This is a genomic window from Micromonospora sp. RP3T (genome assembly GCF_003027925.1).
Lineage (GTDB): Bacteria > Actinomycetota > Actinomycetes > Mycobacteriales > Micromonosporaceae > Micromonospora.
On sequence record NZ_PYPS01000007.1, the window covers coordinates 66798 to 84299 of the forward strand.

Annotated in this window: 17 protein-coding genes; 5 read left to right on the forward strand and 12 right to left on the reverse strand. The window is 74.0% G+C overall.

The genetic code is table 11. From position 1 onward, the window contains the following. Positions 1-192: 192 nt before the first annotated feature. The 8 genes from C8054_RS08230 to C8054_RS08265 all read right to left on the reverse strand — a co-directional run bounded on the left by C8054_RS08230 (position 193) and on the right by C8054_RS08265 (position 6936). A complete protein-coding gene (locus tag C8054_RS08230) occupies positions 193-1362 on the reverse strand; it encodes a cellulose binding domain-containing protein (RefSeq protein WP_107156147.1) in 1170 nt (389 codons plus the stop codon). A gap of 102 nt (positions 1363-1464) precedes the next feature. Beyond that, a complete protein-coding gene (arfB, locus tag C8054_RS08235) occupies positions 1465-1890 on the reverse strand; it encodes an alternative ribosome rescue aminoacyl-tRNA hydrolase ArfB (protein ID WP_107156148.1) in 426 nt (141 codons plus the stop codon). A 9-nt stretch (positions 1891-1899) separates the two neighbouring features. Then, a complete protein-coding gene (locus tag C8054_RS08240) occupies positions 1900-2196 on the reverse strand; it encodes a hypothetical protein (protein ID WP_107156149.1) in 297 nt (98 codons plus the stop codon). Between the two features lie 88 nt (positions 2197-2284). Then, entirely contained in the window at positions 2285-3145 is an 861-nt protein-coding gene (locus C8054_RS08245) for a S1C family serine protease (RefSeq protein ID WP_107156150.1), read from the reverse strand. Positions 3146-3191: 46 nt separating this feature from the next. Continuing rightward, positions 3192-4151, reverse strand: a complete 960-nt coding sequence (locus C8054_RS08250) for a VWA domain-containing protein (RefSeq protein WP_107156151.1) — start codon at positions 4149-4151, stop codon at positions 3192-3194. Further along, on the reverse strand, positions 4148-5176 hold the full coding sequence (locus tag C8054_RS08255) for a DUF58 domain-containing protein (protein ID WP_107156152.1): 1029 nt from the start codon (positions 5174-5176) through the stop codon (positions 4148-4150). The genes C8054_RS08250 and C8054_RS08255 overlap by 4 nt, the downstream gene beginning before the upstream one ends. Then, positions 5173-6222 (reverse strand): MoxR family ATPase, encoded by a 1050-nt coding sequence (locus C8054_RS08260; RefSeq protein WP_107156153.1) that lies wholly within the window; start codon positions 6220-6222, stop codon positions 5173-5175. Before C8054_RS08260 ends, C8054_RS08255 begins: the two co-directional genes overlap by 4 nt. 192 nt (positions 6223-6414) lie before the next feature. Continuing rightward, positions 6415-6936 (reverse strand): hypothetical protein, encoded by a 522-nt coding sequence (locus tag C8054_RS08265; protein ID WP_107156154.1) that lies wholly within the window; start codon positions 6934-6936, stop codon positions 6415-6417. 296 nt (positions 6937-7232) lie between these two features. On the opposite strand from C8054_RS08265, the gene C8054_RS08270 reads away from it, so the two are divergent. Next, entirely contained in the window at positions 7233-8216 is a 984-nt protein-coding gene (locus C8054_RS08270) for an endonuclease/exonuclease/phosphatase family protein (protein ID WP_107156254.1), read from the forward strand. Between the two features lie 19 nt (positions 8217-8235). Here C8054_RS08270 and cimA read toward each other — a convergent pair whose 3' ends face one another. Then, positions 8236-9828 carry a citramalate synthase gene (gene cimA, locus C8054_RS08275; protein WP_107156155.1) on the reverse strand — a complete coding sequence of 531 codons (1593 nt, stop codon included), beginning with the start codon at positions 9826-9828 and terminating at the stop codon, positions 8236-8238. Positions 9829-10110: 282 nt separating this feature from the next. Here cimA and C8054_RS08280 point away from each other — a divergent pair, with 282 nt between their 5' ends. Next, on the forward strand, positions 10111-10575 hold the full coding sequence (locus tag C8054_RS08280; protein ID WP_107156156.1) for a PRC-barrel domain-containing protein: 465 nt from the start codon (positions 10111-10113) through the stop codon (positions 10573-10575). A gap of 64 nt (positions 10576-10639) precedes the next feature. Next, positions 10640-11371 (forward strand): tyrosine-protein phosphatase, encoded by a 732-nt coding sequence (locus tag C8054_RS08285; protein ID WP_233219534.1) that lies wholly within the window; start codon positions 10640-10642, stop codon positions 11369-11371. Positions 11372-11444: 73 nt separating this feature from the next. On the opposite strand, the gene C8054_RS08290 is transcribed toward C8054_RS08285, so the two are convergent. Then, positions 11445-12542: a branched-chain amino acid aminotransferase gene (locus tag C8054_RS08290; protein WP_107156158.1), complete on the reverse strand. Its 1098-nt coding sequence runs from the start codon at positions 12540-12542 to the stop codon at positions 11445-11447. 190 nt (positions 12543-12732) lie between these two features. Then, positions 12733-13764, reverse strand: coding sequence for a 3-isopropylmalate dehydrogenase (locus tag C8054_RS08295; protein WP_107156159.1), 1032 nt, complete (start codon positions 13762-13764; stop codon positions 12733-12735). Between the two features lie 219 nt (positions 13765-13983). Between C8054_RS08295 and C8054_RS08300 the strand changes: the two genes are divergently transcribed. Together C8054_RS08300 and C8054_RS08305 are read left to right on the forward strand one after the other, a co-directional pair. After that, the gene (locus C8054_RS08300; protein ID WP_107156160.1) at positions 13984-14856 is read left to right on the forward strand and encodes an FAD:protein FMN transferase; all 873 of its coding nucleotides are present in this window, start codon (positions 13984-13986) and stop codon (positions 14854-14856) included. 335 nt (positions 14857-15191) lie between these two features. Then, on the forward strand, positions 15192-15548 hold the full coding sequence (locus C8054_RS08305) for a hypothetical protein (protein WP_199199609.1): 357 nt from the start codon (positions 15192-15194) through the stop codon (positions 15546-15548). Between the two features lie 70 nt (positions 15549-15618). On the opposite strand, the gene serA is transcribed toward C8054_RS08305, so the two are convergent. Next, on the reverse strand, positions 15619-17217 hold the full coding sequence (serA, locus tag C8054_RS08310; RefSeq protein ID WP_107156162.1) for a phosphoglycerate dehydrogenase: 1599 nt from the start codon (positions 17215-17217) through the stop codon (positions 15619-15621). Between the last annotated feature and the right edge of the window lie 285 nt (positions 17218-17502).

Genomic DNA, 17502 nt, shown 5'->3' on the forward strand with positions numbered 1-17502 from the left:
CCACGGCTGCGACGGCGTGCTCCCGCGCCGGGCCGACGTCGGCGCGTGCCGGGCGTGTCGCGTGCCGGGGACATGTTCCGCTGCGAGCCGTATACCTCCTGGTCATAAATATGACCAGGAGGTATACGGCTGTCACGCGATGTGCTTCTCCGCTCCGTCACACCGGGTGTTCAGCGCGGCGAGCCACGAGCGTCAGCCCAGCGTGCAGGCCGGCAGCGGCGGCGGGTTCGGGACGGCGCCGTTGGCCAGCAGGCCGAACGTGGCCTCGGCGCCCGGGGCGAGCGCGCCGTTCCAGGTCGCGTTCCGGGCGGTCACCGCGGTCCCGCCCTGCGCCACCTGGGCGCTCCATGCCTGGGTGATCTGCTGGCCGCCGGTGAGCGCGAAGCGGACCACCCAGGAGGGGATCGACACGGCGCCGGTGTTGCGGACCGTCACCTCGGCCTGGAAGCCGCCCGGCCACTGACCGGCGATGCGCCAGGTGGCCGTGCAGTTGCCGATCGTCGGCGTCGGCGACGGGTAGTCGGTCGGGTGCGGGGGGCCGGTCGGCGTCTCGGTCGAGCTCGGCGACGCGGTGGGCGACGTCGTGGGCGACGGGGTCGGGGACCTGGTGGGCGTCGGGGTGGGCGTCGGGGTGCCCCGGCGCAGCGCGGCGGTCAGCGCCGGGTACCACCGGTCGGACATCTTCTGGTCACCGGCGGCGTTGGGGTGCACCCCGTCGTACGTGTCGGTGGCGGTGTCGAAGCCGGTCCACTGGTCGACCACCACGATCGGCGAGGCGGCGGTGGTCTTCCCCGCCGCCCAGCCGTCGATGGCGGCGTTGAGCGCCACGGTCCGCTGCCCGCACTCCGGGCAGCTCGCCGGGTTCATCGGGATGATCTTCGCGACCAGCACCGCGGTGGCCGGGTTGGCGGCCCGCATCTGGTCCACCAGCTTCGAGTACGCGGCCAGGATGGTGCTCGGCGCGATGTTGCTCCACACGTCGTTGGTGCCGAGGTGCATGAGCACCACGTCGGGGTGGGTGGCGGCGAGCCAGCCCGGCAGCAGGTTCTGGTTGGCGATGTTGGTCGCCAGGTAGCCGCCGTGCCCCTCGTTGTCGCCGTCGTAGGGCACGCCGCAGCCCTGGGGGCCGAGCGTGCCGACGAAGTCGACGTCGGTGTGGCCGGTGGACTGGAGGCGGTTCCAGAGCACGGCCCGCCAGCAGCCGGGCGACCCGGTGATGGAGTCGCCGAGCGGCATGACCCGGATCGGGGCGGCGGCTGCGGCGGCCGGTGGGGTGACGGAGACGAGGGTGAGACCGAGGGCGAGGGCGGGCAGCAGCGCGGTGACCGCGGTCAACGCGGCGCGCAGGCGGATTCGGGGCATGCGTACGGGACTCCTGTCACGTGACGATGGTCGGTGACGGCCCTGACGCTCCCGTACGCATTGAAGCGCTTCGACGCCTGCGATTCAACCCCCGGACGGCGGTCAGTCGCCGTCCACCCGGCGGTCGCGCTTGCGCTGGGACTGCCGCTTCTTCTCGGCCAGCCGGCGCTCCTTCGCGCCCCGCGACGGACGGGTCGGCCGGCGCGGCTTGGGCGGCGGGGCGACCGCCTCGCGCAGCAGCGCGGTCATCCGCTCCCGGGCCGCCTCCCGGTTGGCCAACTGAGCGCGGTGCTCGCTGGCGGTGACCGTCAGCACGCCGTCGACCAGTCGGCCGGCGAGCCGGCCCAGGGCCCGCTCCCGCAGCGCGGGCGGCACACTGGGCGAGCCGGCCAGGTCGAAGCTCAGCTCCACCCGGGAGTCGGTGGTGTTGACGCCCTGCCCGCCTGGCCCGGACGACCGGGAGAACCGCTCCCGCAGCTCGGCGGCGGGCACCACGAGCCGGTCGGTCACCCGCAGTCCGTCGTCCACGCCCCGAGGCTAGCGCCCCGGACGGTGGCTCGGGCTCGGGGTGCCGGTCGGGGCCGGTCCGGCTCGTTCCTGACCGGCGCCGGACGCCGCGTACGCGGCGGCGCCGACCAGCAGCAGGGCGATCACGACCAGCTTGGCGGCCACGCCGCGGATCGCCGCCCAGGCGGTGCGCCGCGCGCCCGGCACGCTGCTACGGACCGTCCGGTAGTCCTTCCAGCCGCGCTTGGCACGGGCGTACGACGCGCCGACTCCGGCGCCGATGACCAGGCCCACCAGGAGGAGGGCCGCGATGACAGCTTGCTCCACCTCCGCCAGTATCCATACTCAGCGTAATATTTCCATGGTCCGATGGTCCCACGCCGGATATCCGACAGTTCCGGCTTGTCCGCGCAGCTCAGCCGCCCCGGCCGATGATCGTGTCGGCGGTCTGCTGGACCTGGTCGATGGGGATGGCGAAGCCGATGCCGATCGAGCCGTTCCCGTCGATGGTGGCGATGGCGGTGTTCACGCCGACCACCTCCCCGCGCGCGTTGACCAGCGGCCCGCCGGAGTTGCCCGGGTTGATGGAGGCGTCCGTCTGCACCGCGGTGTGCCGGCCGTTGCCGATCCGGACCTGCCGGTTGAGCGCGCTGACGATACCGGCGGTGACCGTGCCGGCGAGCCCGAGCGGCGAACCGACCGCGAGCACCGGCTCGCCCACCCGGGTCCCGTTCGGCTTCGCCAGCGGCAGCGGCGGCAACCCGGCCGACGCGGGCACCTTGAGCACGGCCAGGTCGCTGTCCGGCGCCCGGCCCACCACCTCGGCGGCGATCCGACGCCCGTCCGAGGTCTCCACCGTCACCGGGCCGGCGCCGCCCCGGGCCAGGATGTGGTCGTTGGTGACGATGTGCTGCTCGTTGTCGATGGCGAAGCCGGAGCCGGACGCTCCCGCGCCGGACTTCCCGCCGACCATCACCGACACCACCCCGGGCACCGTCCTGCCGGCGGCGGTGACCAGCTCGGCCGGCACCGGCGCGGCGGAGGCCGCGGACGGGCCGGGCGCGCCCCGGTCGGCCGCCCAGGTGCCGGCCGCCGCGCCGGAGACGGTGGAGAGCGCCACCACCGCCGCCGCGCTCAGCAGCCGGCCCGACCAGCCCCGTCGCCCCGCCGGCCGGGCGGATCCGGGTACGCCGTCGGGACCGCGTCCGTCCGGGTCCAGCTCCGGGGAGACGAACCACGGGCCGCGCGGCTCGCCGAGTCCGGTCTGCACTGCCATGCCTGGCTCCTCACGTGTCGTGCGTCGTCCGGTCCGGATGTGCGGGTCAGGGCAGCCGGGAGAACCACCGCAGCGAGCCGGCGGCGGCGCCCATGGCCAGGACCAGCCCGAACCCGATGAAGCGGGCCGAGATGTCCTGCCGTTGGGTGCGGTAGCCGACCGAGGTGCCGATGTCCTCGTAGACGTCCTTCAGCTCGCGGCTGGTCGACGCCTCGTGGAAGCCGCCGCCGGTCGCCTCGGCGACCGCCTTGAGCGTCTGCCCGTCCACCGGCACCTGGATCGCCCGGCCGCCCCGGTCCACCGACCCGCCGGGCGTGCCGAACGAGATGGTGTGCACCGGCACCTTGGCGGCCACCGCCTGGTCCGCGGCCTCCATCGGGTCCATCCCGGAGGTGTTCGCGCCGTCGGAGAGGATGATGATCCGGGCCGGTGGCGGGTTCTTGGCGGCGCTGGCGTCCAGGCTCTTCACCGCGCCGAGCGAGGTGCTGATCGCCTCGCCGATGGCGGTGCCCTGCACGCCGGTGATCCCCTCGGCGAGCCGCTGGATGCCCTCGTGCAGCGCCTCCCGGTCGGTGCTCGGCGGCACCAGCACCGCCGCGCTGCCGGCGAACGCGACCAGGCCGACGTTGAACTCGTCCGGCAGCCCGTCGACGAACTTCCGGCCGGCCTCCTTGGCCGCGGTGAGCCGGTCCGGGTCCACGTCACCGGCGAGCATCGAGGTGGAGACGTCCACCGCGACCATCACGGTGGCCCGTTCCCGGGGCACCCGCACCTCCGCCTCGGGCCGGGCGAACCCGACCACCAGCAACGCCAGCATGGCGAGGAAGAGCCCCGCCGGCACGTGCCGGCGCCAGGCCGGCCGGCGCGGCGCGACCCGGTCCAGCAGGCGCAGGTTGGTGAAGCGGACCGCGTAGCGGCTCTGCCGGCGCTGGCGCACCAGGTAGCCGGCGACCAGCGCGGCGACCAGGAGCAGCAGCCAGAGTCGCGCGGGTGACTGCCAGCTCATGCCGCACCGCCCCGGGCGGCGGCCGGCGCGGTGGCCAGCCGACGCTGCTCGTGCACGTGCCGGACCACGTCCGCGCACCAGTCCCGGTCGGTGCGCAGCGTCAGGTGGGTGGCGCCGGCCCGGCGCAGGGCCCGGCGCACCTGGTCGCGTTGGGCGGCGGCGGCGTGCGCGTACCGCTCGCGCAGCGCCGGGTCGCCGGTCCACACCTCGCGGTGCCGCCCGTTCTCCGGGTCGATCAGGGTGATCAGCCCGACGTCGGGCAGCTCCAGCTCGCGCGGGTCGGTCACCTCCACGGCGAGCACCTGGTGCCGGACCGCCAGCCGGCGCAGCGCGGTCGCCCACGGCGGGGGCGAATCCGGGTCGTCCGGCAGGTCGTCGAGGAAGTCGGAGATCACCACCACCAACCCGCGCGAGGTGGCGACGCGCTGCACCCCAGCCAGACCGTCGGCCAGGCCCGGCGTCGCGGCGTCGGGGTCGCCGTCGGCCCGTCCGGCCGCGCGCGCGTCCGGCCGCTCACCGGTACGCGGGGCGTCGAGCAACGCGCGGAGCAGCCCGAGCAGATGGGTCCGACCGCTGCGGGCCGGGAACCGGCGCAACCCGTCCGGGGCGAGCACCTGGGCGCCGAGCCGGTTGCCGACGCCGGCGGTGAGGAAGCCGACGCAGGCCACCGCCGCCACCGCCAGTTCGCGTTTGTCCAGTGTGGACGTCCCGTACTCCATGCTGGGGCTGGCGTCGACCAGCACCCAGGTGGTCAACTCCCGGTCGGCGTCGACCTCCCGCACGTGCGGGACGGTGGTGCGGGCGGTGACCGCCCAGTCCATCCGGCGTACCTCGTCCTCGCCGGGGCGGTACTCGCGACTGCCGGCCGCCTCGCTGCCGGGACCGGGCAGCAGGCCCCGGTACCGGCCGTGCAGCAGGCCGTCGAGCCGCCGCGTCACGGTCAGCTCCAAGCGGCGCAGCCGCTGGTCGGGGGCGAGGTCGACGAGGCCGGGACCGGCCGGCGCGGGAGCGGTGCGGCGGGTCACGCCGCCGCCAGGTCCGCCGCCGCCGGCGCGGGACCGGTCACCAGCCGGGGCGGAGGCACCGCCTCGACCAGGCGACGCACCAACTCCTCGCCGGTGACCCCGTCGGCCACCGCGTCGAAGGAGAGCACCAGCCGGTGCGCCAGCACGTCCACCGCCAGGTCCCGGACGTCCTCGGGGAGCACGTAGTCCCGGCCGTGGATCAGCGCGTGCGCGCGGGCGGCGGCGACCAGGCCGAGCGTGGCCCGAGGGCTGGCCCCATACGCCAGCAGCGGCGCGACGTCGGGCAGGCCGAAGCGGCAGGGGTCCCGGGTGGCGAGGATGAGCCGGACCACGTACTCGGCGAGCGCGTGGTGGACGAAGACGTCGGCGGCGCGGCGTTGCAGCTCGCGCAGCCGGACCGGGTCCAGCACCGGACGCGCGGTGGGTCGCTCGGTGCTCATCCGGTAGAGGATGGCCAGCTCGTCGGCGTCACTCGGGTAGTCGACCACGACCTTCATGAGGAACCGGTCGCGCTGCGCCTCGGGCAGTTGGTAGACGCCCTCCGACTCGATCGGGTTCTGGGTGGCCAGCACCAGGAACGGGTCGGGCACCGGCCAGCTCCGTCCGGCGATGGAGACCTGCCGCTCGGCCATCGCCTCCAGCAACGCGGACTGCACCTTGGCCGGAGCGCGGTTGATCTCGTCGGCGAGCACCAGGTTCGCCATGATCGGTCCCAGCTCCACGTCGAACGCCTCGGTGGAGGCCCGGTAGATCCGGGTGCCGACGATGTCCGACGGGACCAGGTCGGGCGTGAACTGGATCCGGGAGAACGTGCCGCCGACCACTGTGGCGAGTGTCTGCGCGGCCAGCGTCTTGGCCACCCCCGGCACGCCCTCCAGCAGGCAGTGCCCGTCGGCGACGAGCGCGGTGAGCAGGCGGTCGACGAGCCGATCCTGCCCGACGATCACGCGTTTGACCTCGAAGAGGGTCTGGTCCAACTCGACGCCGCTCGCGTCCGCGTCGACCGGGCTGGGCACGCTGGCCAGGGTGTCCGAGATGTCCGTCACGGTGCTTGCTTCCCGGGCCGGACGGCCGACAAACGTCGGATTATCCGGCCCAGGCTGGTCCGGTCCGGGCCGGACCGGGAGGACCTCCCCGACCGGGCGGGAACGGCGCGAAACGGCGTCCGGAGCCCTGGACCGGGACGGAACATGACACCGGCCCCCGCCGTGGCGGGGGCCGGCGTCCGGCGGGGCGGGTCAGCTGGTGACCACGAGGTGGAACGGCCGCGGCGAGACGATGCCGGCGGAGTTGCGGGTCTGCACGAAGACCGCGTTCGGCGTCAGCAGCCGCGGCGCGACGGACACCTCGCCGGCCGGCGGGACGTTCGCCGAGTCGTTGGTGCCGACGGTCGCCACGTACGCCTTCTGGCTCACGTCGTAGTCGAGCAGCACCTGGAACTGCCCCGGCGTCACGCCCGGCCCGGGCGGGAACCGGAACGCGGAGACCACGTTGCCGGAGTGCTGGAGCAGCACGCCGGTGGACGACACCACCGCCCAGGCGACCTGCCCGGGAGCCGGCGGGGCCAGCGTGGCCCGCATGGCGGACCGGGCGGCCTGCCGCTCGGCGGGGCTGACCTCCGGCTGCTGCCCGGCGGACCGGGTGGGCTGGCCGGCCTTCGACTCGGGCTGGGCGGCGACCGCGATCCCGCCACCGGCCACGGTGAGGGCGAGCGCGGCGAGCGCCACCACCGTCGCCTTTCGCTTGAAGAATGTAGCCATGACTGGTCTCCCTCTTTTGACCGTGGTGATGAAACGGCGCGAGCAATTGCGGGACATCGGGTTCCCGCAGTGGAGAGCACGGCCGCTGAGCTGGTCTTACTACGGAGCATTGGAATGTCTCAACCAGGTGGAACCTAACACCGGAAAATGGGTCGGTCAATAGCGTTAATCGCGTGTCCAACGCGCCTCGAAAGCCGTCTCGAAATTGTGAGAAGGCCACGCTCGACCATTCACGAAATTGCTTCGCGGGACACCGGACCGACCCGCCCCCCGGTACGCTCACCGCCGTGATCACCATGGACGCTCCCCCGCGCGACGACACCCGCCGCAGCCGGTGGGCGACGGTGGCGTGCTGGCTGGCGGTCGCGCCGGTGGCCGCCTGGGCGGTGCTGCGGCTGGCCGGGCTGGAACGGGGCCCGCTGGTGCTGACGACCGCCTTCACGCCGTACGTCGCCGCGGCGGCGCCGGTGCTCGCGGGGCTGGCACTCGCGCTGCGCCGCCGCGCGCCCGCGGTGGTCGCGGCGCTCGCCACGCTGGCGCTGGTCGGCGCCGTGGCGCCGCGGGCGGTCGCCGACGACCAGCCGCCCGCCGACGGACCGACGCTGCGGCTGCTCACCGCCAACCTGCGCCTGGGCTCGGCCGACCCGGCCCGGCTGGTGGCCCTGGTCCGCGCGCACCGGGTGGACGTGCTCACCGTGCAGGAGCTCAGCCCGCAGCTCGCCGCCGACCTGGACCGGCTCGGCCTGGCCACGCTGCTGCCGTACCGGTCGCTGAGCCCGGAGGTGGGCTCCACCGGCTCCGGCCTGTACGCCCGCTATCCGCTGCACGACCCCGGCTACCGACGTCATCGGCGATACTTCCTCACCCAGGCGTACGCCACGCTGACGGTGCCGGGCGCGCCGCCGCTGCGGGTGGAGTCGGCGCACCCGGGCGCGCCGTACATCCTGGACGCGGTGCCGCAGTGGTGGACCGACCAGCGCGCCCAGCCGCCGGCCACCCCGAGCGCCGGGCTCAGTGTGCTGGCCGGCGACTTCAACGCCACGCTTGACCACGCCACCGTGCGCCGCCTGATCGCGACCGGCTACACCGACGCCGCCGACGCGGTCGGGGCCGGGCTCGCCGGCACCTGGGGCCCGTACGACGGCGACCCGATCCCGCCGGTCACCATCGACCACGTGCTTGTCGACCGCCGCATCGCGGTCCGCGCCGTCGACGTCTGGCCGGTGCAGGGCAGCGACCACCGGGCGGTGCTGGCCGAGCTGCGCCTGCCGGCGGCGTGAGCGGGGCCGGGCCCCCGCCTCAGGCGTTCAGCCGGGCCCCCGCCTTGTCCAGGCCGTAGGTGAGCGCGTCGACGAGCGCGTGCCAGCTCGCCTCCACCACGTTGGGGTGCACGCCGACGGTGGTCCAGTCCCGGCCCGCGCCGGCGGTCTCCACCAGCACCCGGGTCACCGCGCCGGTGCCGTGGCTGCCCTCCAGGATGCGCACCTTGTAGTCGGCCAGCTCGAACTCCCGCAGCTCCGGGTAGTGCCGGGCCAGCCCGGACCGCAGCGCCTCGTCGAGCGCGTTGACCGGGCCGTTGCCCTCGGCGGTGGCGATCAACCGCTCGCCGCGTACCCGGATCTTGACGGTCGCCTCGGAGACCACCGCGCCGTCCTCGCGGTGCTCGACAAGCACCCGGTACGACTCCAGCGCGAACGGCCGGGCCGGCGCGGCGTCCGGCAGCTCGGAGCGGACCAGCAGCTCGAACGAGGCGTCGGCGGCCTCGAACGACCAGCCGCCGGCCTCCAGCTCCTTGACCCGGCCGGTGACCCGGGAGAGCGCCTCCGGATGGCCGGCCAGGTCCAGACCCAGCTCGCGGCTCTTGAGCTCGATGCTGGCCCGGCCGGCCATCTCGGTCACCAGGATCCGCATGTCGTTGCCCACCACGGCGGGGTCCACGTGGTTGTAGAGCAACGGGTCGACCTTGATCGCGCTCGCGTGCAGCCCCGCCTTGTGGGCGAAGGCGGCGGCCCCGACGTAGGCCTGGTGGGTGTCGGGGGCGATGTTGGCGATCTCGGCGATGGCGTGCGAGACCCGCACCATCTGTTCCAGGCAACCCTCCGGTAGGACGGGCATGCCGAGCTTGAGCTGGAGGTTGGCGACGATCGCGAACAGGTCCGCGTTGCCGGGGCGCTCGCCGTACCCGTTGGCGGTGCCCTGCACGTGCCGGACGCCGGCCTCGACCGCGGCGATCGTGTTCGCCACCGCGCAGGCGGTGTCGTTCTGGGCGTGCATGCCCAGCCGCTCCGGCGCCACGCCGGTCCGCGCGATGAGGTCCTCGATCGCGGCGGTGACCTGGGAGGGCAGCATGCCGCCGTTGGTGTCGCAGAGCACGAACCGCTCGGCGCCGGCGGCCATCGCGGTCGCCACCACGGCAGCGGTGTAGCCGGGGTCGTGGCGGAAGCCGTCGAACGTGTGCTCCCCGTCGACGAACACCCGCCGCCCCTGCGCCACCAGGTACGCGACGGTGTCCCGGACCATCGCCAGGTTCTCCTCGGCGGTGGTGCGCAGCGCGCGCTCGACGTGCCGCAGGTCCGCCTTGGCGACCAGCGCCACGGCCGGGGTCCCGGCGTCGAGCAGCCCGCCCACCTGCGGGTCGTCGGAGACCGCCAGGCCGGCCTTGCGGGTGGCGCCGAACGCGACCAGGACGGCGTGCCGCAGGTCCAGCTCCGTGCGGGCCCGACGGAAGAACTCGGTGTCCTTGGGCACCGCGCCCGGCCAGCCGCCCTCGATGAAGCCGACCCCGAGGTCGTCGAGCAGGCGGGCCACCGCCAGCTTGTCGACCACCGAGTAGCTGAGCCCTTCACGCTGGGCGCCGTCGCGCAGCGTCGTGTCGTACACCTGGAAGGTCATCGGAGTCCTCTTCTCGTGCCTGGGGAGAGCAACAAAAAGACCCCCCGCGAAATGCGGGAGGTCGGCGCGCTCGGCGAGGGAAGCCGGCGCGCTAGCTGCTAATGATCAGGACGGAGCTGGTCACGACCGGTACTCTGCCACCTCCGCCGCGTGCTGGGAGCGGTAATCCACATTCCGGGATGCGGGCAAGGATTGAAAAGTCGGCCAACGGGTATGAACCGGCTCAGCAACGACACATTCACTCCCCATGACGGCCTACCGGCCGGGACAGGAGTCACCCCTATGGACAGGCTCGACCCGCACACCACGCACGGCACCACCGAGCCGGTCGCCGACGGTGGCCAGGGCGCCTACGCCGGCGGCGCGCCCGCCGGCGCGTTCGACCCCTGGCGTTACCGCGACGAGGCCGGCGTGGCCAGCGCCGACCTCACCGGCTACAAGGTCGAGGCGACCGACGGCAGCATCGGCAAGATCGACAAGGCGAGCCACGAGGTCGACGACAGCTACCTGGTGGTCGACACCGGCCCGTGGATCTTCGGCAAGAAGGTCATGCTCCCGGCCGGCACGGTGAACCGCGTCGACCACGACGACCGGAAGGTCTTCGTCGACCGGGACAAGGACCAGATCAAGGCGGCCCCGGAGTACGACGAGAGCAACCACGCCGACCCGGCCTACCGGGACAAGCTCGGCGGCTACTACGGCGAGAACTACTCCGCGCTGCCGCCGGACGGCCCGGCCCGGATCTGAGACAGCACCGGCCACGGCCGGCGGGGGCACACCGATGCCGCCGCCGGCCGTTACCGTGTCAGGGGTGGACGCCCCGGAGACCCCCTTCCCCGCCCTGTTCAACTTCCGCGACGTCGGCGGCTACCCCGCCCGCGACGGCCGCGCCGTCCGACGCGGTCGGCTCTACCGCTCCGACTCGCTGCACCGCATCGACGAGACCGACCGGGCCGCGTTCACCGCGCTCGGCATCCGCACGGTGATCGACCTGCGCCGGCCGACCGAGGTGGCGCGCGACGGCCGGGTGCCCGACTACGACGGGCTCGCCTACCGGCACATCCATCCCGAGCATGCGGACTGGGCCGCCCAGCAGTTCGAGTCCTCCGGCGTCGACCTGGCCCGCTACCTCGCCGACCGGTACGCGGACCTGGCCCGCACCGGCACGGCGGGGCTGGCCGAGGCGGTCGGCCTGATCGCCGACAGCGCCAACGCCCCGGTGGTGGTGCACTGCGTCGCCGGCAAGGACCGCACCGGCATCGTCTGCGCGCTCACGCTGGCCGTGCTCGGCGTGGCCGACGACGACATCGTCGCGGACTACGCGCTCAGCACCGCCGCGTCCGAACGGTTCAGCGCCTGGGTGCGGGCCACCCTGCCGGACGCGGAGGAGCTGCCGCCGCCGTTCCTGGGCTCCCCCGCCGAGGCGATGGAGCTGTTCCTCGCCGAGCTGCGCGCCGGCCACGGCTCGGTCGAGGGCTACCTGACGCACGCCGGCGTCACCGAGGCCCAGCTCGACGCGCTCCGCGCCCACCTCCTGGAATGACGTGTCGACCAAGGAGTTGGCGTCCGGCTCCGGACCGGGGGACGCCAACTCCTTGGTCACGCCTCCGGGGGCGTCAGAGCACCCGGGTGACCCAGTGGTGGGGGTCGGCGGTGCGACCGCGCTGGATGTCGACCAGCTTCTGCCGCAACGCCATGGTGGTGCGGCCCGGCTCGCCGCCGCCGATGAGGAACTCGCCGTCCGGGAAGCGCACGCCGCCGATCGGGGTGATCACGGCGGCGGTGCCGCACGCGAAGACCTCGCGCAGCCGGCCGCTGGCCGCGTCCGCCTGCCAGTCGGCGAAGCTGACCGGGCTCTCCCGGACCGTGTGCCCGGCCTCGCCGGCCAGCATCAGGATCGCGTCGCGGGTGATGCCCGGCAGGATCGTGCCGCTCAGCGGCGGGGTGACGACCGTGCCGTCGTCGTAGACGAAGAAGACGTTCATGCCGCCCAACTCGTCGACGAACCGCCGCTCGACCGCGTCCAGGAAGACCACCTGGTCGCAGCCGGCCTCGATCGCCTCGGCCTGGGCCGCCAGCGAGGTGGCGTAGTTGCCGCCGCACTTGGCCGCGCCGGTGCCGCCGGGCGCGGCCCGGGTGTAGTCCGGCGAGACCCAGACCGTCACCGGCTTCACCCCGCCGGCGAAGTAGGCGCCGGCCGGCGACGCGATGACGCAGTAGAGGTATTCGTTGGCCGGGCGCACGCCGAGGAAGACCTCGCTGGCGAACATGAAAGGCCGCAGGTAGAGGCTGCCGTCCTCGTGCTCCGGGATCCACTCCCGGTCGATCTCGACCAGTCGACGCAACGACTCCAGGAACGTCTCCGGCGGCAGCTCCGGCATGGCCAGCCGGCGGGCGGACGCCACGAAGCGGGCCGCGTTGGCCTCCGGGCGGAACATGGTCACCGAACCGTCACCGGTGCGGTACGCCTTCAGGCCCTCGAAGATCTCCTGCGCGTAGTGCAGCACCGCGGCGGCCGGGTCCATCGGGATCGGGGCGCGCGCCTCGACCCGGGCGTCGTACCAGCCCTTGCCGTCGGCGTAGCGGATGGTGACCATGTGGTCGGTGAACACCCGGCCGAACCCCGGGTTCGCCAGCAGGGCGGCCCGGTCGGCGGCGGATACCGGCGCGGGATTCGGACGGATCTCGAAATCGAGCTTGTCACCACCGCTCATCGCGCTGACCTCCCTGCGGGTCCACGGCATGCGGGGGTCGCACACCGACGTCACTGGTGCCAGAAACTTACCCCGAACGGTCGTTCAGCGGATAGCTCCGGCCCCGCACATCGACGATGCCAATCGGGGGGAGCTGGCCCGGAAACGGGTCTGGCGGCCCGGAACCGGGCCGCCAGCAGGATCGGCCCGGTCAGGCTACCGCGTGGGCGGCGAGCCGGTCGCCGACCTCGTCGGTGCGCAGCGGCGTGCCGGGGGTACGCCCGGACAGCTCGGCGGCGACCGCGGCGGTGACCCGCGCGGCGGCGTCGGCGTGGCCGAGCTGGTCGAGCAGCAGCGCGGCGGAGAGCACGGCGGCCACCGGGTCGGCGACGCCCTTGCCGGCGATGTCCGGCGCGGAGCCGTGCACCGGCTCGAACATCGACGGGTACCGCCCCTCCGGGTTGATGCAGCCGCTGGCGGCCAACCCGATGCCACCGGTCACCGCGGCGGCGATGTCGGTGAGGATGTCCCCGAAGAGGTTGTCGGTCACCACCACGTCGTACCGGGACGGGTTCGTCACCAGGAACATCGCGGCGGCGTCGACGTGCTGGTACTCCGTGGTCACGTCGGGGTGCTCGGCGGCCACCTCGGCGAAGGCGCGGGACCACAGCGAGCCGGCGTGGGTGAGCACGTTGGTCTTGTGCACCAGCGTGACCTTGCGCCGCTCCCGGCGGTCGGCCCGGGCGAACGCGTCCCGGATCACCCGCTCGACACCGTGCCGGGTGTTCAGGCTCTCCTCGGTGGCCACCTCGGCCGGGGTGCCCCGGTGCAGGCTGCCGCCGGCGCCCGCGTAGAGCCCCTCGGTGCCCTCGCGGACCACCACGAGGTCCACCTCGCCAGGCTTGACGGCCGCCAGCGGGCCGGTCACGCCGGGCCAGAGCCGGGACGGCCGGAGGTTCACGTACTGGTCGAAAGCGAAGCGGAGCTTGAGCAGCAGGCCGCGCTCCAGCACGCCGGGCGGCACGGTCGGGTCGCCGACGGCGCCGAGCAGGATGGCGTCGTGACCGGCCAGTTCGTCGAGGACGCTGTCCGGGAGCACCTCGCCGGTGCGGTGCCAGCGCGCGGCGCCGAGGTCGTACTCGGTGGCCTCGATGCCGGGCAGCACGGCGTCGAGGACCTTGCGGGCCTGCCCGACCACCTCGGGACCGATGCCGTCACCGGCCACCACCGCGATGCGTGCCACCTGGCGCTCCTCACCTCGTCGTTCTGCGCAACGCTACGTCGCCGTCCCGCCTCCCGGTACGAGTCTTCCACCATCCGGGAAGCCCGATGCACAGGAGGCTCCCAGCCGGCATTCATGGTGCGGTCATCTCCACTGCTTAGGGTCGAGTCGACCGGGTCGACGGGCACCCGGCACCGGCATCGCCGCGACGGTGCGGCGGCCAGCGAGGGGGCGGGTGTCATGCGGATCGACCAGCGGCGGGCACACTGGGCGGACGAACAACCCCGGACCCGCTGGGTCGACCAGACCGGCTTCCGCCAGCCCCGCCCCGACCTGCGCCTCGGCTCCCGCAGCCACCGGGTGGAGCGCGACGGCACCGCCCCCTACGACCGGATCAGCGTCCGGCACACCGTCAGCACCTCCACCGCGGAGTACACGCTGCTGCTCAACGCGCCGGACTGGTTCGGTCACCGGGGCGTCGGCGAGGCGCTCCGCGACGCCGTCGCCGAACTGCGCGCCGTCGACCTCACCTTCGGCCCGAACCAGCCGGACAGCCTGGTGTCGCGGCTGCGACGCGACGAGATCAGCCCCGACTCGTACCCTCCGCTGGCCGACCTGGTGGACCGCTGCGCCGCCATGCGGGCGGCGACCGACGGATGGTTCGACGCCTGGGCGGTGCCGGGCGGCTTCGACCCGGGCGGCCTGCTCGGCGGCTGGGCGGTGGAGCGGGCCGCGGCGCGGTTGCGCGCCGCCGGCATCCACGACTACGCCGTGCTCAGCGGCGCCGACCTGACGGTACGCGGCCACGCCGCGCACGGCGGCCCGTGGCGGGTCGCGGTGCACCACCCGACCGAGGCCCGCCGGCCGCCGCTGGTGCTGGAGATGACCGCCGGCGCGGTCGGCACCTCCGGGGTCACCGGGCGGCGGGGGCACGTCGTCGACCCGCACACCGGGGAGTCGACCGAACGGCTGGTCGCCGCCACCGTGGTCGGCCCGGACCTGGCGATCGCCGACGCCTACGCCACCGCCCTGTACGCCGCCGGGCCGGCCGGCCTGGCCTGGTTCCGCGACGGCTCGGACTACCGCGCGCTCTTCGCGCACCAGCGCCGCTGACGCGCGGTCACGCCCCGCTCGCATCCGGGGCGCGGAACCGCGATCGGCCCCCGCGGTCTCGGCAACGACCGTGGGGGCCGGTCAGCGACGAATGCGCGTGGCTCGCGCAATCGAGGGGTGCGGGCCGACGGACCGGACGCCCGACCGCGCCACCCGAAGACGGGCCGGGAAATCGACTCAGCCGGAAACCGCACCGGGTACGCTAGCGAATCGACGCAACTCGACGCAAGAGTCTCCACAGCGGACGCCGCCGGACCGGTGTCGACAATCAGCAGGTGAACCCTCGGGGCGGGGCGGAAGTGACGCCGGCCGCCGGGGATGGCACGCTGTCCGCCGTGAGTTTCGATCTGAGCGTGTGGGCCCTGCCGAACGGGGCCACCCCGGAGCAGGTGCGAGCGGCCGTGCGGCAGTGCCGCGAGGGATGGCACGGCGAGCAGCACCCCGACCCGCGCGTGGTCGGCTTCTACCGGGCGATCACGGCGAGCTACCCCGACCGGCCGGCCCGACCGGGCACGCCGTGGGAGGTCGCACCGCTGCACGCGGCCGCCGACCACGTCGAGATGAACCTGCACCCCGCCTGCCCGGACCAGGTCCTGCTGGACATCGAGCGGCTGGCCGGCGAACACGACCTGATGCTCTTCGACGCGCAGGACGGCTCGGTCTACCCGCCGCCCGCCCGCGTCCGGTCCTGACCGACGCGACCGGCGTCCCGCACGACGAAGGGCCCGGCCGAAGCGGCCGGGCCCCGATCCGTCGTGCGGACTACTCGTCGCGCAGGTCGGCCGCGCTGGCCGCGACCGCACCGATCGAGTCGGCCGCGGAGGTGAGCAGGTCGGCGCCGAGCGCCTGGTCGACGGTGAGCGTCATCAACGTCTCGCCGCCGGCCTCCCGCCGGGCCACCTGCATGGCGGCGATGTTGACGCCGGCCTCGCCGAGCAGCGTGCCGACCGTGCCGACCACCCCGGGACGGTCGACGTAACGCAGGAAGACCAGGATGCCCTCCGCGCCGATCTCCACGTCGAAGCCGTCCACCTCGGTCAGCTTGAGCACGTCCCGGGCGCCGGTGTGCACCGCCGTGCCGGAGACCCGGACGGTCCGCCCGTCCGGCAGCGCGCCGCGCACCGTCACCAGGTTCGGGTGGTCCACCGTCTCGGTCGGCGTGGCCAGCGTGACCTCGACGCCCCGCTCGGCGGCCAGGTGCGGCGCGTTGACGTAGGTGACCTGCTCCTCGACCACGGAGCTGAACAGCCCCTTGGTGGCGGCGAGCTTGAGCACCGACACGTCGTGGCTGGCGATCTCGCCGCGCACCTCGACGGTGACGCTGGCGGCCACGCCGCCGGCCAGCGCGGTGAACGCCCGGCCCAGCTTCTCGGCCAGCGGCAGCAGCGGCCGGACGTCCTCGGCGACCACGCCGCCGGCCTGCACGTTCACCGCGTCCGGCACGAACTCGCCCTGGAGCGCGAGCTTGACGCTCTTCGCCACGGCCAGACCGGCCTTGTCCTGCGCCTCGTTCGTGGAGGCGCCCAGGTGCGGGGTGGCCACCACGTTGTCGAACGCGAACAGCGGCGACGAGGTGCAGGGCTCCTTGGCGTACACGTCGACTCCGGCGCCGGCGACCCGGCCCTCCGCGATCGCGTCGGCGAGCGCCTGCTCGTCGACCAGCCCGCCCCGGGCGGCGTTGACGATCCGGACGCCCGGCTTGACGACCGCCAGTTCCTTCTCGCCGATCAGGCCCACCGTCTCCGGCGTCTTCGGCAGGTGGATCGAGATGAAGTCGCTCTCCCGCAGCAGCTCCTCCAGGCCGACCAGACGCACCCCGAGCTGCGCGGCGCGGGCCGGCTGGATGTACGGGTCGTACGCGATGAGCCGGGTGCCGAACGCGGCGATGCGCTGCGCGAACAGCACGCCGATGCGGCCGAGGCCGACCACGCCCACGGTCTTGCCCTGGATCTCCACGCCGGTGTACTTCGACCGCTTCCACTCGCCGGCCTTGAGCGCGGCGCTGGCGCTGGCGGTGTTGCGGGCCACCGCGAGCAGCAGCGCGACCGCCTGCTCGGCGGCGGAGACGATGTTGGAGGTGGGAGCGTTGACCACCATGACGCCACGCGCGGTGGCGGCCGGCACCTCGACGTTGTCCAGGCCGACGCCGGCCCGGGCGACCACCTTCAGCCGGGGCGCCGCCGCGACCGCCTCGGCGTCGATCTGGGTGGCGCTGCGTACGATCACCGCGTCGGCCTCGGAGAGCGCGGAGAGCAGGGCCGGACGGTCGGTGCCGTCCACGTGGCGCACGTCGAAGTCGTGCGCGAGCACCTCGATGGCGGCGGGGGCGAGTTCTTCGGCGATCAGTACGACAGGATTCATCGGTCCTCGTAGACGCTCGGTATCGGTTGGCCTGGGGCGTCGGGGCGCCGCGCTGCGCCCTGCGCCGATCCGTGCCATGGCCGTCGGGTGCCGCGTGGAGCACCACACCAAGGATGGTAGGTGTCGGCCCGCCCTCCGGGTCCCGGACCACGGGGTGAGGGCCCTCACACGCGGTCGTCACGCGCCGGACACCGCCGGTTCACGTGCCGACGGCGACGACCCGCGGCCCGACGCCGGGGAGAGCGTCGGGTCGCGGGTCGCACGATGTGCCCGGTCGGGCGGTGT